The sequence below is a fragment of the Streptomyces sp. NPDC059010 genome (assembly GCF_042740355.1).
Taxonomy (GTDB): Bacteria; Actinomycetota; Actinomycetes; order Streptomycetales; family Streptomycetaceae; genus Streptomyces.
Map to the genome: position 1 here is coordinate 203,007 of NZ_JBHYJA010000012.1, position 16,128 is coordinate 219,134.

The following is a 16,128-nucleotide window of genomic DNA, read 5'->3' on the forward strand; positions in this document are numbered from 1 at the left end:
CCCGAACCGGAACCCGAGGAGCCGCCATGCCCGACCGCATCACCGGAGTGTCCCGGCGCACCGTCGCCAAGGCGGCGACCGCCGCCGGTCTGACCGTTCTGTTCGGCGCCGCGACCGGCACGGGTCGCGCCCGGGCGGCCACCCGGCTGGGACCGCGCACGCTCGAACTGTCGGTGTCCTCCGCCGCCCTGGGCCGCGCCGCACCGGTGCGGCTGATACTGCCGTCGGGCTTCGGCACGGACCCGGCGCGGACGTATCCGGTGCTGTATCTGCTGCACGGCGCCCACGACGACCACACGTCCTGGACGCGGGAGACGGACATCGTGGCCTTCACCGAGGGCCGCGACCTGATCGTGGCGATGCCGGACGCGGGCCCGACCGGCATTCCGAGCGTCTGGCGCGACGGCTCCGACTACGAGACCTTCCAGGTGACGGAGGTTCCCGCGCTGCTCGCCCGGGACTACCGGGCGTCCGGCGTACGGGCCGTCGCCGGGGTCTCGACCGGAGGGTACGGGGCGATGGCGCACGCGGCCCGGCATCCGGGCGTGTTCGCCGCGGCCGCCTCCTACAGCGGGGTCCTGGACACCACCGCGCCCGGCGTGCCCGCCATCATGGACGCCATCGTGGCCCGGGAGAACCTGCCGGCCGCCTCTCTGTGGGGCCATCCGGTCCTGAACCTCCTGACCTGGCGGGACTTCAACCCCCGCGCCCGTGCCGCGGGGCTGCGCGGCACCGCTCTGTACGTGTCGCAGGGCAGTGGTCTGTTCGGGGGCGGCGGCGATCCGCTGCCCGAGGCGCTGGAGAGCGCGTTGTGGCCCTCCGCGCACGGCTTCACCGACGCGCTGGCCCGACTCGGCATCCCGGTGGACAGCCACTTCTACGCGGGGGGAGGACACAACTGGGCGTACTGGAAACGGGAGTTCACCGCGTCGTGGCCGATGCTCGCCCGTGCCCTGGGCGTACCGGAGTGACTCCGGTGCCGTGGGGGCACGGAACGGATCGGAGGGAGCGTCCGTCCAACCCGGGACGCCCCACTCGCCCCTCGGGCAACACCGCGCGGGCGAACCGGTTCCGGGCGAAAGGAGTGTCCGCGATGGCGTTCGCCACCCCGCACAACCTGACGAACGGGTCCGGGGCCGGGCCGGTGCCGGCCGAGCTCGCCGAGCTGCTGCGCGCCCAGCTCATCGCCGTCGCCGACCAGGTGGAGGCCGAGGTCCGCCGTGAGGTTCCCGAGTACGCCCAGCCGCCCGACGGCCCGTACGGCAGGAACCTGCGGGCCGGGGTGGTGCAGGCGCTGACCCTGTTCGTGGACCACATCGCCGACCCGCGCGACGACGGGGAGTCGATCGCCGCGACGTACAACGCCCTGGGTCGTGCCGTGGCCCAGGAGGGCCGGAACCTGGATGTGCTCCAGTCCGCCGTGCGCGTGGGCGGCATGCACGCCTGGCGGCTCATGAGTCGCGAGGCGGAGACACTCGGGCTGGACTCGACGGTCGTGGCCGCGCTGGGCGAACTCGCCTTCCGGACGGTGCACGAGGTCGCGGAGGCCGCCGCGGCCGGGTTCGCGGAGGAGCAGCTGCACCGCTCGGACGAGCTGGACCGGCGCCGTCGGCAACTGCTCGACCTGCTCCTCGGCAAGGGCCCGGTGGTCCCGGAGGCGGTCCAGAAGCTGGCGCACAGCGCACGGTGGACGGTTCCGCGGCAGGTCGCGGTCGTGGCGCTCGCGGGCGCCCCCGACCAACGTACGGAGGACCGGCCCCTGGCCTTGTCGGGAGCCCTGGTGGACATGGAGTCCCGGCCGCCCCGCATGCTGGTACCCGATCCCGAGGACTCCGGTCGGTGGGCCGGGCATGGTTTCGCACTCGCGCTGCGGGGACGTCCGGCCGCGATCGGTCCGACGGTGCCGCTCGCCGAGGCGGCGCAGTCCTTGCGGTGGGCCACCCGGGCCCTGGGGCTGATGGGGCGTGGGGTCCTGCCCCGGCAGGACGTGGTGCGCTGCGCCGATCATCTGTCGACGCTGCTGCTCCATGCCGACGAGCCGCTGCTCGGCCGGCTGCGGGCCGGCGCCCTCGCCCCGCTCGACTCGGTGTCGGCGGGGCAGCGCGCCCGGCTCACCGAGACGCTGCTGGCCTGGCTGCTCGGCGGCAGCAACGTCCCGGACGTCGCCGCCCGGCTGCACATCCATCCGCAGACGGTCCGCTACCGGCTGCGCCAGCTGGAGAAGCTGTTCGGCGACGCCCTGCACGATCCGGACACGCGCCTGGAGTTGATTCTGGCGCTGCGCGCGGAATCGATGCACAACCGGCAGGACTGATTTCCGGTACTCATCCGGCACTCGTCCGCTTACTCATCCGGCAACAAAAAATCGCGACACTTCCATAATTCCATCCATAACACCCGGCCAAGTACAGCGAATACGTTCGGGAAGTCCTTTTTCGCGGGCGCATCCCGCGCCCCCATCGCGGAGGATCCCCATGCGTATACGTTTGTGCCTGGCGGCGCTCTCGCTGGCCGGCGGCGCCGGACTCACCACCCTCTCCACGCCCACCGCCACGGCCGCGGCCTGCACGGACATCGACGTCGTCGCGGCCCGCGGCACGTTCGAACCGGGCACGCTCGGCTTCATCGTCGGCGACCCCGTGTATTCCGCGCTGCAGAAGAAAATCACCGGAAAAACCCTCTCCAGCTACAAGGTGAACTACCCCGCGGACCTTTCCCTGACCTCGGCCGCACAGGGCAACGCGGATCTGGTGAACCACGTCAAACAGCAGGCCGCCGCCTGCCCGAACCAGCGGTTCGTTCTCGTCGGCTATTCACAGGGGGCGAACGTCGTCGACAACTCCATCGGCATCAGCAGCGAGGGCGCGGTCGTCGGCAGCCCCATCGTGGCCACCCTGCCGGCCGCGGTCGAGCCGAAGGTCGCCGCCGTGCTGCTGTTCGGCAACCCGATCCGGGCCATCGGCAAGAGCGTCACCGGCGTCTACCAGAGCCGCACGATCGACTTCTGCGCCAAGGGCGACCCCGTCTGTGAGAACGGCGGGAACGACGTGGGAGCACACCTCGGCTACACGGCGAACGCCGACGCGGCGGCCGCGTTCGCCGCGGGCAGGATCTGAGCCGCACCGGCACCGACGGGACCGCGCGCCATGCGCGCAGGCGCCTGGGAGGAGACGCTCCTCCCAGGCCCCAAGTGCGTGCGCGGAGCCGTCAGTTCACGGAGTTCGGTGAGTTCGGGGAGTTCGGGTATTTGGGGGAATCGGCGAACCGCGCGAGCCCGGTGGAGACGACCTCGGGCCCGCCGTTGTTCTGTACGGACGCGGCGGTCAGCACGTCGAGGTGCTGGTAGCCGGGTGCGATCAGCGGGTGCAGGTCGGCCGGAACGCGGCCCGCGAGCAGTCCGTCGCCCGCGAGGGCCGTGAGGGTGGGGGTGGCGGTGAGCCCGTCCGGATGCACGACGAGCTTCTTCACCTGCGGCGAGGTCGCCAGTTCGAGGTCGGTGACCAGCTTGGTGGGGAAGTACTGCTCGGTGAAGTCCAGCGGCTGCTCGGCCAGACTGCGGGCCAGCTCCCGGATGTCGGTGACCTCCTTGCCGGCGGCGGTGAAGGGCGTGCCGTCGGCCGACCGGTACCCGGGGTCGTCGGCGTCGCCGACACGGTCGTAATCACGCCATGTGTACAGCGGCCCGTGCGGCCGGCCCGGGATCGCCTTGTAGTCGGTGCCGTACAGCCCGGGCTGCTGCTCACTCCCGTTGGCGGCGGGGAAGTTCTTGTCGACGACCGGCCCGCCGTCGAAGAATCCGACGCTGCTCTGCAGGAACGCCAGGGGTACGGAGTTGTCGTCGAGCAGCGCGCCGAGTACCGCCGCGTTGGTGAGCCGGAAGTCCTTCACGCCGGGTGAGCCGGTGAGGAAGGTGGCGGTGTCCTTGGAGAACAGGAAGCGGTTGGTGGCCTCGATGTTGAGGTTGGAGGGCAGGTAGCGGGGCAGGTCTGCCTCGGCTGCGGGGGCCTGTAGGGCGCCGAGTCCGGCGATGGCGAGCAGGGTCATGGTCTCGGGGTTGAGCAGTACCGGGGCGGACAGCGAGCGGGGCAGCACGCCGCCGTCCAGGCCCGCCTGTACGGCGCCGTAGCCGAGCCCGACATCCGGCAGGTTGGTGTCGTCGGGGATGCTGCCGCTGAGGTCGCCCAGGGAGGTGGAGACGGTGGTGTCAAGGGCGAAGTAGCCGGCGCACTGGTTGTGTCCGGCGTCGGTCGTGGTGGCCGGGTTCCCGTCGAAGTCGGCGGTGGCGAAGTAGCCGGTGATGACACCGCCCAGCGAGTGACCGCCGCACAGCACCTTCCGTTTCCGCGCCCCCTGGTCGGGCAGCTCGGCGGAGAGCAGGTCGTACTGGTCCCGGACGGTCTGCTCGATGCCGAGCCGCGCCATCCACCCCAACTCTCCGTTGTCGGCGTACCCCTCGAAGGTACGCCCGTCGACCTGCTCGCCCCGGTAGTAGTAGTCGACGGCCGTGTGCTGGTCGCCGGAGGCGATGCCGGTGCGGTCCTCCAGACAGTTGGAGCGCCGGTCCAGGGCCCAGAACTCGATGTGCCGGCCCTGTGCGGCGGCGGTCGCCACGGTGTTGCGGGCGACGCTGTCGAACGCTCCGGCCCCCTCCAGGATGCCCGGCTGGGCGACGAGAACCCGGTCCGCGTCAGCCGACGCCTCGGGCCCGTCGGCGGCGCGGTAGCGCAGGTACGACAGCCAGTCGCACGCGGCGGGGCGGGGACCGGCCGACCCCGGCAACGGCACCTTCACCCGCACCACCGACTCGCGCACCCCGGCGACCGGAGACGTCGACGCCACCGGCGTCTCCGTCCGCGCCGCGTCCGCACGGGCACCGGGAGATGCCGCCGTGAGCGTCCCCGCGGCCAACAGCACCGCCAGCGCGGCGCCATGCCATGTCCTTCTTCTGCTGCAGCTCATGTCCATCCCCCGGACGCTAGGGACTCGGGCAGGCCGCGCTCGGGCAGTGCTGACAGGAACTCAGTTTTCCGGCACCGCCTTGTCATCGCCGCACAGCCCTGCCGAGAGTGGCCGACGCCGATGCGAACGCCGTAACGGGGGCGCGAGCCCGGCTTTCCGGATCAAGCACCTCCGAACCAGAATCGCCGGTCGACGCACCCCGGTTCGCACCAGGCAGTTCGGGGGCCGGAATCAGCCAACGTACCTAAGCACGCGGTCCGGCCCGCCCCATTCCGTTCAACGGAAAATCACTGATCAGAAGTCAGGGCACGCCATGTCCGGACTCTTCATCAACATGACCTTCTTTTTGCCATGCCTCGACCAGTTCTTTTTTCCGCCGGTGCCACGCGTCTACAGTGACCTCGCACTCAGGCGACCTGGTCTCACCAGCCCGGTCTCTGCGTGTCGCCCGGGGGGAGCAGGTGTTGCCGACGCAACGCCACATACAGCCGTGTTCCTCCCGTTGCGTCGAGACGGGGGAGAGACGGAAATGGGACACCTGCCGAAGGTATCTGCGCCGCGGCCTGAGCCATTTGGCCGGCAAGCCCGCCGCGCATCACACCGAGCCGATGCTGTTCCGCATAGCGGAGCCTGAGGACCATCGTCGGCCGAATCACGGCGACAACGTAGGCGACAACGCAGGCGTCGCACGCGTTGCTGCTCGGAATCAGCCCCAATTCAGCCCGGCCGGCCTTCCGGCAGAGCAGAACAACGGTCGCTGACCCAGTCCCTGACGCAGAGGCCGCACCGGCATCGACACGCGCGAGTGACCGGTCGGCCTCGTCTTCGGGAGCGCTCCCATCCGCCGTCCATCCGCCCCATCGACGCATCCCCCCCTCGTGCAGAGGCTCCGCTGCGCTGCCGCACGAGCACTTCCTCACCTCTTACTCAAGGAGACCAACGCTTTGAGACCGAGAAGTGTCAGCAGACACACGTACGCGCGTGTGCCCATCGCCTGCGCCATCGCCACGGCGATAGCGTTCGGAACCGCGATCCAGGCGCAATCCGCCCCCCAGGCACCGACGCCGCCCCCGAACGCCGCCGAAGGATGGTCCGACCCCGCCGCGCCCGGTGTGAAGGCGGACCAGGACGGCGACAAGGACCGCGTTCCCGCCGAGAAGCGCAGCAAGGTGCTCGGCAGCGGCTACACCAAGTCCTCCGACACCGCGTGGACCACCATCGGTGACGCCACGGGCTTCCACTTCATGACCGCCGACGAGGCCGACGGCTACCGCTGGAAGACCGCGGCGACCCTCGTCGAACCCGGGTTCTCCGACACCGACACCTGGATCGGCAACGCCTGTGTCACCGCCTCCGGTGATCGTGCCCTGGTCGCCTACGCGCCGCGCACCTTCACCAACAAGCCCAGCCTCATGGCCCGGGGCGCGTTCACGGCCGCCGTGGATCTGAACTCGGGAGAGGTCACGAAGCTGCCGTTCCAGGCCAGCCTCGCCTACTTCTCGCCGGGCTGCGGCGACGGTGAGCAGGCGGTGCTGTCGCAGTTCACCGACGAGAACATGTCGGACAGGAACGAGACCCGCCTGATCACCGTCGACGCCCGTACGGGCAAGACGCAGAAGAAGATCACGGTGCAGGGCCAGGTCACCTCCGCGGTCCCGACCCGGGGCGGCATCGTCGCCGCACAGGGCAACGCCATCGTCCGGATCACCGGGAGCGGGAAGTCCGAGCTGGTCACCAGCACGGACAACACGCCCTTCAGCCTGTCCGTCACCAAGGACGGCGGCATCGCCTTCCTGGACCGCACGTACGACGCCCGGGCCGCGAAGGACATGCGGGCCCGCGCCGCCGACGCGAAGCCCGTCGAGGCCGCGTCCGCCGGCAACACCTCCGAGGTCAAGTACCTGACCGGCGCGCAGCTCAAGGGCAAGGCCGTCAAGGCGGTCAAGGCCCGGACGGTCGCCGAGGGCCACCTGACCGGCATGGACCTGACCCGCGCCGCCGACGGGACCGCGATCGTCACCGGCGCGGCGAAGAACGTCGGCACCCTGCCCAAGGACGTGCGGAACCCGGGCGGGATCGACAAGGACGCCACCGCCTCCACCAAGGCCCGCGCCCTCGTGAACTCCGCGTGGGCCGACGGCAAGGACACCCGTGTCCGCCCCTCCGAGTACGACACGGCGCGCACGGCCCGCATCGAGATGAACCACCTGCCCACCGGCAGCAAGCCGGTGTTCGAGTCCAACCCGGCCGCGTCCCCGGTCCATCCGGACCCGGCCGAGGGCGAGAACCGCTCTCCGGCCCTCGGCACCGCCCCCGCCAAGAGCGGTGGCACCGTGGGCGGCGGCAAGGCGTCCCGGCTGAACATCGCCGAGCCGGAGTCGGAGCGCACCTGCGCGGTGGAGCGGGGCAACCCGCAGAAGCAGGCCTTCCAGCCGAAGCCGCGGCAGATCGAGTGGGCTGTCGACCGGGCCATCGAAGGCACGATGGACCAGCACGTGAACCGGGCCGCCAACTGGAAGAACATGGGCATGGGCGCCTACTCGCCCCAGGCCCTCGTCGGCGGCCTCACCCCGCTGTCGGGCGGCGGGCGCATCCCGGCCCAGGTGTTCCTCGGCATCACCGCCCAGGAGTCCAACATGTGGCAGGCCACCCGCTTCGCCGCGCCGGGCACCACCGCCAACAGCCTCATCGGCAACTACTACGGCCTCGTCCATGACGAGCACGGCCAGGTCAACGACCCCTGGGCCATCAACTGGCCTGCCGCGGACTGCGGTTACGGCATCACGCAGGTCACCGACGGTATGCGGCTGCCCGGCAAGCCGTACGAGAACGGCGAGGTCCGGCCGTCCAAGCCGCGCGCGTACCAGGACGCCGTCGCGCTGGACTACACCGCGAACGTCGCGGCCGGCGTGAACATCCTCGCCGAGAAGTGGAACCAGACCCGCGGCGCCGGTCTCACCGTGAACAACGGTGACCCGAAGTGGATCGAGAACTGGTTCTTCGCCCTGTGGGCCTACAACTCCGGGTTCTACCCGCAGGCGGACGCGGGCAAGAACGGTGGCAAGTGGGGCGTGGGCTGGGCCAACAACCCGGCCAACCCCACCTACAAGCCGAACCGGACCCCGTTCCTGGAGAACGCGAACGGCGGCGACGACTACTCCCACGCCGCCAAGCCGCAGTTCTGGCCGTACCCGGAGAAGGTCATCGGCTGGGCCGCGCGCCCGCTGGAGGCGCTGGAGTCGCCGGGCACCCTCGTCCACGGTTTCCGGCCGGCCTGGTGGACCGAGCCCGCGTTCCGCACCCTGGCCAAGCCGCGGGTCTCACTGTTCTGTGACGGCTCCAACGAGTGCGACCCGAGCAAGATCAAGGAAGGCGCGTCGAACGACTCGCCCGCGACGGGTCCCTGCCAGCGTACGGACTTCCGGTGCTGGTGGAACAAGAAGGTCGAGTGGAAGAACTGCGCAGCCGGTGACTGCGGCAACGAGATCTTCCGCTTCAACAACACCTACCCGGAGGAGGCGGACGGCAACTCCCACCCGCCCCGCTGCGATTCCGGTCTCCCGGGCGGCACGTACATCGTCGACAACGTGAACTCCGGTCAGCGGATCGCGGGCAAGGACGGCAGACGCTGCTTCGACACCGGCACGTCGGCCGGATCGTTCAAGTTCGACTTCGCCACACCCTCGGCGAAGATGGACACCCATCAGCTCGGCGTGGGGTACGGGAACCACATCTGGTTCTCCACCACCCGTAAGGCCAGTTCCCCGGGAGAGGACCAGCGACTGAAGGTCACCGGCACGTGGACCGGCCCCAGCGCCGTCAAGGGCTGGACCCGGGTCCTGGTCCACATGCCGAGTGTGGCCGCACGGTCCCAGCAGGCGAGGTACTCGGTGTCGGGCACCGACTCCAAGTCCCCGTTCCGTGTCGCCCCGCAGCGCATCCGCAGCAACGAGTGGCGTTCGCTCGGCGTCTTCAACTTCACCGGAACCCCGTCGGTGGCCCTGTCCAACACCACCGACGAGGCTCCGGGTGTCGACATCGCCTGGGACGCCGTCGCCTTCCAGACGCTCGGCGCCAACCCCACGCACGTGGTCGGCATGGGTGACTCCTTCGCCTCCGGCGAGGGCGCCGACACCGAGGGCGGCAAGGACTACTTCCGGGAGACGGACTACAAGGAGAACCTCGGCAACAGCGAGGTCGTCAACAAGTGCCACCGCTCCAAGCAGGCCTGGATCCGGCAGGCGACCCTGCCCGGCAGGACCCAGTCCATCGGCAAGATCTCCGACGACTACGGCAATGTCGACCTGAGCTTCATCGCCTGCTCCGGCGCCCGCACGTACAACGTCTGGGCGGGCGGCAAGGGGCAGCAGAACTCGCTGCCGCAGATGGACCTCGGCTACCTCGACCAGAACACGGACATCGTGACCATCGCCATCGGCGGTAACGACTCCCTGTTCACGGATGTGTTCAACGAATGCGTCTGGGCGGCCGGACTGAAGCTATGCCAGGACGCCGAGATCGAGAAGCGCAACCCGGACACGGGCGACAAGACCGGCGAGATGACCGGTCCGCTCAAGGACTTCATGCCGGGTTGGATCACCAACCAGGTCAAGCCGAGGATCGTCAAGGTGCTCAACGAGATCAAGGCCCGTGCACCGCAGGCCAAGATCTACCTCGTGGGCTACCCGCCTCTGCTGTCCCGGAACGGTCAGTGCATCCCGGGTATCGGAACCGAGGAGGCGCCCTGGCTGAACGACGTGGTCGCTCCGAAGCTGGCCCAGGAGATGAGGGCCGCCGCGACGTCGGTGGGAGCCACGTTCGTGGACCCCGCGTCCGACTTCAAGGACAAGGCGATCTGCGGTGACCCCGAAAACATCAACGGTATCGTCATGACCGGCCGGTCCGAGGCCGACGCCGATGCGCCCGAACCGTCGATGAAGTCGTTCCACCCGAAGATCCCCGGCGCCCGGCTCTACGCCAACGCCCTGGAGCGCTCCCTGTAGCACCTGAAGCACAGACCAGGACAGACCATCCATGGTCTGCGTCAGCACACATCCGTGGGTCCCAACACATCCGTGTTGGGGCCCATCGGCCTGCGAAGAGCGAGGATCCCCCACCCCATGCGGTACGTACGATTTGCCAAAGGCGCCGTCACCGTGGTCGCCGCCACGGCGGCCTGCCACGCCCTCATGTCCGCCGGCTTCGCGGCGGCACGCGACAGCGCGGACGAGAGCGGAGACGCCATGTTCTCCGGCGGCTTCGAGTTCCTGCTCACCACGGTCGCCTCCTGGGTTCTCATGCCCCTTCTGCTGTGGGCCGGCATGCGGGTGATGGGAGAGACCGGCAACACCGTGCTGGTGGTCGTCGGCGGGTTGGTCTGGTTGGGGTTCTCCGGGTACTTCACCGACGACATCGACCGGCCGGGCGGGCACATACCGATCCTGGCCCTCGCCGTATTCGTCCTTCTCGGGACGGCGCTGGCCGGGGTCGCTCCGGGCCGCCGCAGCTGAGGCCCGCGGCACCGACCCTTTACACGCGGACGCGGCACGCGCCGGGCCGACATTTCCGTTCCCCGGAGCCAATCGGCCGGTATCCCCGATGATGAGGACCAACCGGGACAACCGATCAAGCAGAACACGGGGAGTACGCATATGACGGTGGAGGCCAACACGCAGCAGGAACGCGTGGCAGGACGGGTATGGACGGTGCGTCTGGACCCCGACGGCCGCCCGTCCGCCGGTGCGGTCCGGCTTTCCTGCTCCCGCCCGGCCTGCGCCGACCAGCGCTTCCCCGGCGGCGCCGCCGCCGGGCGCGCGGCTGCGGTCGGGCACGTCAACATGCACCTGGCCCGCGTCCGCGCGGAGGGCGGGCCGCGCGGTGAGGCGTGGTGCGCCTGCCGCGACACGGACTGCGCGTGGCACTCCCCGGACCCGGATGCCGGAGGCCGCGGTGGGGCGCGGCCCACGGCGGGGTCGGTGCGGTGCGGGGGCCCGGTGGTCCTGACGGTGTGCGCGGACCGTACGGGAAGGCTGTGGCGGATCGCGGAGATGTGTGCGCGGTGCGCGGCCGCCACTGCCGACTGCCGTGTGCTGGACACCGCCCCGCCCCCGGCCCGCCCGTCCCGCACCACCGCGGCCGGAACCCAGGCGACCGGGACCCAGGCGACGGGGAGTCCGGCCGCGGAGCGGGAGTCCGCCGGCGGCCGCGTGGCAGACGGTGTGACGGCGGTGTTCTCCGACCACGGCCTCTCCCCCGCGGCCGGTGCCCCGGTTTCCACGGCCGGTGCCCCGGCTTCCGCGGCCGCGACGCCGGCGTCGCTCCCCCGGGCCCGCGCCACAGCGTCCCGGCGGACGAAGCGGTCGGGGAAGATCGCGCAGCGGATCGTGCCGCACGACCTCGAACCCGACGTCCTGCGAGTGGAACTCATCGAGCTCGGGGACGCGTTCCGCGCCTACCAGGAGCGCCCCGAGCCGGACCTCGCCCTCCTTGCCGGACTGCACGAGCGCAAGGCCCGTGCCTTCAGTCTGTGGGCCGACGTGAGCGGCGACGGCGCCCTGCGCCGCGAGGCCCAGCGTGCCGAGCAGGCGGCACAGACCACCCGCGAGATGCATACCAACCGCACGGGCCAGCCTGCTGACGGTACGGCGGACGGCGACCAGCCGGTGGTGGAGCGGCTGCTGACCCGGCAACAGGCCGTACACGCCCGCACCATGCTGGACCACGTCGCCGTCCATGCCCCGGATCCGGAGGCCGAGATGCGCCTGGCGGTGCTCATGCTCACCCTGCGCGCCGCGCGCGCCGGCACCGGGAACGTCACCGGTCAGGACCTCGCCGGGTGGCTCCCGGACGATGCCGAGCGGGTGCTTGAGCGGCTGGTCGCGGCCGACTGGCTGCGCCTGCCCGGCACCGTCACCGTCACCGAGGCGATGGCCTCCGGGAGCGATGACCCCGTCGCGTTCACCGTCCCCGCGCTGCTGCCCGAGCAGTCCCGCCCGTTCACCTTCGGCAAGACCACCCGCGCGAGGATCTCCGGCTGGGCCCAGAAGGTTGTGGGCGACCGGAAGATCCGCAAGAAGAAGCCGGGGGCCGCCACCCGGCTCCTGGCCCTGTACACAGCCGCCCACACCCGCCCCGACGGCCGTCTCGGACACGCCGCGGACGGCGGACTGCACCTCGATCAGGTGGCCGCGTTCTGCACGCTGCCGCCTGACCAAGTCACCGAGAACACCGACCTGTTGATCGCCGCCGACTGGCTCACCGAAGCCGACACCGCCGAAGGGAGGCTGCGCGGACAGCTCACCGAACGCGTCCTGCCGCTGGGCGGACTGCTGTAGGTGCCCGTTCCTGTTGCCGCCGTGCAGCAGTCATTCCAGGCGGCATCGGCGACCGTGATGCCTAATCCATCCAGGTGGCTTCCAATTCCCTGCGTATTTCGGCGGCCTCGTGCCGGACCCGGGTGGCGGCCATGACGTTTCCGGCCAGGGTGTGGGCCTTGGCCAGAGTGTCGAGACCGATCGCCAGCCAGGTCCGGGAGCCGATCTTCCGCCACAGATCGGCGGCTGCTTCAGCGCGTCGGCAGGCGAGTGTCACGCGACCGGCAGCGAGTTGTGCCTCCGCCAGCGCGTACAGCGTCGCCGCCTCGCCCCACAGGTTGCCGAATTCGCGGTAGGTCCACAGGGCACGGGCCAGTATTCGGCGCCCCTGCCGCTGCTCGCCCTGTCGTACGAGTACGTCGCCGAGCCAGCATGCGGCATGTGTGGCGGTCAGCCGGTCGCCGAGGTTTTCGCTGATGGACGCGGCCTGTCTGAAGCAGTCCGCGGCGGCCGGGTAGGCGCCGTGCGCTCGGTGGCTCTGCCCCAGGCAGCGCAGGGCCTGTGCTTCGCCGGGGCGATAGCCCGCGTCCCGGCTCGCGCGCAAGCACTGCGAGAACCGCTCCATGGCTTCCTCGACCCGCCCCCGCTCCAGCTCGATGACACCGATGCCGTTGGTGGCGTAGACGAGGCAATTGACATTGCCCGACCTACGGGCGAGCTCCGCCGCCCGCTCGAAATGGCCTGTGGCGGAGGCGTATTGCCCGAGCAGTCGGTGCACGTACGCCAAACCGGCCGTGGCGCTGGCCAGATAGGCCGGATCCTCTCCGTCGGCAAGCTTCAGCGCCTGCTCGAAGTGGTCCAGCGCCTCCGGATAACGGTCGAGAATGGTGGTGAGTTCGCCCAGACAACGGTGGAGCTGCGTGGCACTGCGCCGGTGGCCGCCGCGCAGCGCAGCCTTGAGTGCCCGCCCCTGGAGCCGTTCCCAGTCGTCGAAGTGGCTTCCGATCTGGAACAGCGTTGTCAGCGAGGTGGCCAGCGCGGCCGCCGACGTGATCTCGTCCCTGTCGAGTGCCTGGTCCGCCACCGCGATGAGGGGCTGGCGCTCGTCGTTGAACCAGGCCTGGGGGTCGGCGAGGATCTGGGCGGCGTCCGCGGAGGAGAGCCGCCAGGACGCCAGGCCGGTCTGCGAGATGCCCTGGAAGTCGACACTGAGGCTCTCCGCGGCGAGGTCGGCCAGGTGAAGACTCGCCCCCAGCAGCCGGGAGAGCGCGGCGGCACGGTCCTGCGGCGGCACCTCCCGTTCAGCCCTCTCCCGGCCCAGCAGCCGTACCAGGTCGTGCAGTCGGTAACGCGTACCGGACAGCCCCGTCGAGCCGGCCTCCACGACATGCACTTCCACGAGGTCGTCGAGCACGGCTTCCGCGCGGTGCAGGTCCAGGTCCAGCAGTGCGGCCAGGGCCCAGGCGGCGAAGTCCGGTGCGGGCAACAGGGCGAGCATGCGCAGGGCGTGCCGGTTAGTGGAGGTCATCGACCTGTAGGTCAGTTCCAGGCTGGCCCGTACGGCTATGTGGCCGACGGCGAGTTCGTCCAGCTTGCGCTGCTCGTCCGCCAGCGCCCGGGCGACTCTGCCCAGCGGCCAGTGCGGTCGCGCGGCCAGTCGTGCACCGGCGACCCACACCGCCAGGGGAAGGCCCTGGCAGGTCGTCACGATGGCCCGGGCGGCGTCCGACTCGGCGAGGGTCCGGTCGGCGCCGATCATCTCCTTGAGCAGGACGAGTCCTGTCTCGGAGTCGAGTACTCCCAGGGGCAGCCGGTGGCCGTTCAGGTCCGGCAGGGTGGTGCGGCTGGTGATGACGGCGGCGCAGTGCGCTCCGCTGGGCATGAGGTCGTTCACCTGCTGCGCATCGGCCGCGTTGTCCAGCACGACGAGCGTCCTGCGCTGGGCGAGCAGGGTGCGGTAGAGGTGCACGCGGCCGGTCAGATCCGGTGGCACGGCACCGCCCCGCACGCCGAGCGCCCGTAGGAAGGCGCCGAGGATGGTGAACGGCTCGACCCGCTCGTCGTCGAAGGCCCTCAGGTCCGCATAGAGCTGACCGTCGGCGAACCGAGAGGCCAGCGCATGTCCGGCCGATATGGCGAAGGCCGTTTTGCCGACCCCGGCCGGCCCAGTGACCAGCAGTGTCACCGGACCGGTCGTCACCGACCCCGCCGCCACCGAACCCGCCGCCACGGGACCCACCGCCACCGGCCCCGCCGCCATCTGGCCGAGCAGTCGGCAGGCCCCGCTCATCTCGTCGTCCCGGCCCACGAACAGCGCGGGGGCAGGAGGAAGCAGGCGAGGCACGAGCTGCTGACCGTTCACCCCACCTCGATCCCTTGGAGCGCTGCCATCGTTGTCGTCCCGACCCTCCGCCTCCGCGGCCCCAGTGGACGCTTCTGTCGCCGAGGCGCTCCGCCTGGAGGCCTGGAGGCGTGCCGGTGTGGAGGAGGGGGCTGCATCTGGGGAGGGCGTGGCGAGGGCGGGGGCGTCGGTGAGAATCTGCTGGTGCAGGCGGCGCAGCTCTGGTCCGGGATCCGTGCCCAACTCCTCGGCCAGGCGTCGGCGCAGGGAGTCGTAGCGGTGCAGGGCTTCGGAACCCCGGCCGCTGCGGTACAGAGCCAGCATGAGTTGTCCGGCTGCTCGTTCATCCAAAGGGTGGCCCTGGGCCAGGGAGGAGAGCTGGGGCAGCAGCATTCCGTGCAGGCCGAGGCGCAGTTGGGCGTCGTAGAAATCCAGCGTGGCGGCGAACCGCTCCCGAAGCAGTCCTTCGCGCAGTGTGCCGAACCACGGTGTGTCGCAGTCCGCGCAGGGCTCTCCCTGCCACAACTCCAGTGCCTCTTCATAGAGTTGCGCGCGACGTGCGGGGTCCTCGACCGCACGGGCCTGCCGCACCAAGGCGCCGTACCGGTGGACGTCCACGGCGAGTTGATCGACCTCCACCGCGTAGCCTCCTGAGCTCCTGGTGAGGATGGAGGCATCGTCGCCCGCGGGTTCCAGAGCCTTCCGCAAGTGACAGACGTACCCGTACAGCGTGGTTCTGACCTGCTGCGGCATGCGCTCGGCCCACACTCGACCGATGAGCTGAGCGATCGGCACCGTGCGGGGAGCGTCGACGAGCAGTGCGGCCAGGACGGAGCGCTGCTTGGCGGGGCCCAGATCCACCGGTCTGCCGTCAACCTGCACCGTGATGTCACCGAGTAGGCGGAACTCCACTGCCACCACGCCGCTCCCCTTGGTTTGGTCGCATCCACGGTGTCGAAAGCGGCTCGGAGCAGCCAACTCAAGATCTGGCCAAGGTTTCTCCAATACGCGCTGTGCAGGGTGATATCCGCTGCCGAGAGAAGCGGGAGTTCTCGGCCAGGATCCGGAATCGGACTCCGAAGGAGTACCCATGCGCATTCGTCACGCCCTGGCGACCACGATCACCGCCACCACGCTCGCACTCGGAGCCTTGGCCGCGCCTGCTCCGGCGGCTCCAGCGGCGGCTCCGAACAACGCTACGGGAGCGTCGGCGACGGCACCCGCGAACGACGACGTCTTCTACACCACGCAGGCGACAAACCAGTACACCTGCGCCAAGACGACCTGCCGAGTGAAGAGGAAGCTCTCCAAGGGATATGCGCTCTCGATCTCCTGCTACTACGTCGGGCAGTCGGTCTCGGGCAACAAGATCTGGTACTACACGACGACCTGGCAGTACGAGTACTGGGTGGACGGATACACCCCGGGCCAGCACATCAACACCGGCTCCGACCCCAGGCCCGGCGTCCCGCGGTGCTGAGCGGAACCCGCACAGCGGACAGAGAAGCCCGCGGC

The 16,128-nt window shown here is 70.3% G+C and carries 9 protein-coding genes; 7 read left to right on the forward strand and 2 right to left on the reverse strand.

Annotated elements, in window-relative coordinates:
* The first annotated feature begins 26 nt into the window (after positions 1–26).
* The 3 genes from ACFWYS_RS15355 (at position 27) to ACFWYS_RS15365 (ending at position 3,116) form a co-directional block, all read left to right on the forward strand.
* Positions 27–971 (forward strand): alpha/beta hydrolase, encoded by a 945-nt coding sequence (locus ACFWYS_RS15355; protein ID WP_384767830.1) that lies wholly within the window; start codon positions 27–29, stop codon positions 969–971.
* A gap of 122 nt (positions 972–1,093) precedes the next feature.
* Positions 1,094–2,314, forward strand: coding sequence for a PucR family transcriptional regulator (locus ACFWYS_RS15360; protein WP_384767833.1), 1,221 nt, complete (start codon positions 1,094–1,096; stop codon positions 2,312–2,314).
* Between the two features lie 160 nt (positions 2,315–2,474).
* On the forward strand, positions 2,475–3,116 hold the full coding sequence (locus ACFWYS_RS15365; protein ID WP_384767836.1) for a cutinase family protein: 642 nt from the start codon (positions 2,475–2,477) through the stop codon (positions 3,114–3,116).
* A gap of 91 nt (positions 3,117–3,207) precedes the next feature.
* Here the strand turns inward: ACFWYS_RS15365 and ACFWYS_RS15370 are convergent, their stop codons facing one another.
* Positions 3,208–4,959, reverse strand: coding sequence for a hypothetical protein (locus tag ACFWYS_RS15370; protein ID WP_384767839.1), 1,752 nt, complete (start codon positions 4,957–4,959; stop codon positions 3,208–3,210).
* Between the two features lie 944 nt (positions 4,960–5,903).
* Here ACFWYS_RS15370 and ACFWYS_RS15375 point away from each other — a divergent pair.
* From ACFWYS_RS15375 to ACFWYS_RS15385, 3 genes are all read left to right on the forward strand, one after another.
* Complete coding sequence (locus tag ACFWYS_RS15375; protein WP_384767842.1) at positions 5,904–9,962, forward strand: GDSL-type esterase/lipase family protein; 4,059 nt, start codon at positions 5,904–5,906, stop codon at positions 9,960–9,962.
* Between the two features lie 117 nt (positions 9,963–10,079).
* Positions 10,080–10,469: a hypothetical protein gene (locus tag ACFWYS_RS15380; protein ID WP_384767845.1), complete on the forward strand. Its 390-nt coding sequence runs from the start codon at positions 10,080–10,082 to the stop codon at positions 10,467–10,469.
* 141 nt (positions 10,470–10,610) lie between these two features.
* The gene (locus ACFWYS_RS15385) at positions 10,611–12,293 is read left to right on the forward strand and encodes a hypothetical protein (protein ID WP_384767848.1); all 1,683 of its coding nucleotides are present in this window, start codon (positions 10,611–10,613) and stop codon (positions 12,291–12,293) included.
* A 61-nt stretch (positions 12,294–12,354) separates the two neighbouring features.
* Here ACFWYS_RS15385 and ACFWYS_RS15390 read toward each other — a convergent pair whose 3' ends face one another.
* Positions 12,355–15,534 carry a BTAD domain-containing putative transcriptional regulator gene (locus tag ACFWYS_RS15390; protein ID WP_384767851.1) on the reverse strand — a complete coding sequence of 1,060 codons (3,180 nt, stop codon included), beginning with the start codon at positions 15,532–15,534 and terminating at the stop codon, positions 12,355–12,357.
* A gap of 169 nt (positions 15,535–15,703) precedes the next feature.
* Here ACFWYS_RS15390 and ACFWYS_RS15395 point away from each other — a divergent pair, with 169 nt between their 5' ends.
* Entirely contained in the window at positions 15,704–16,093 is a 390-nt protein-coding gene (locus tag ACFWYS_RS15395) for a hypothetical protein (protein WP_384767854.1), read from the forward strand.
* Positions 16,094–16,128 lie beyond the last annotated feature (35 nt).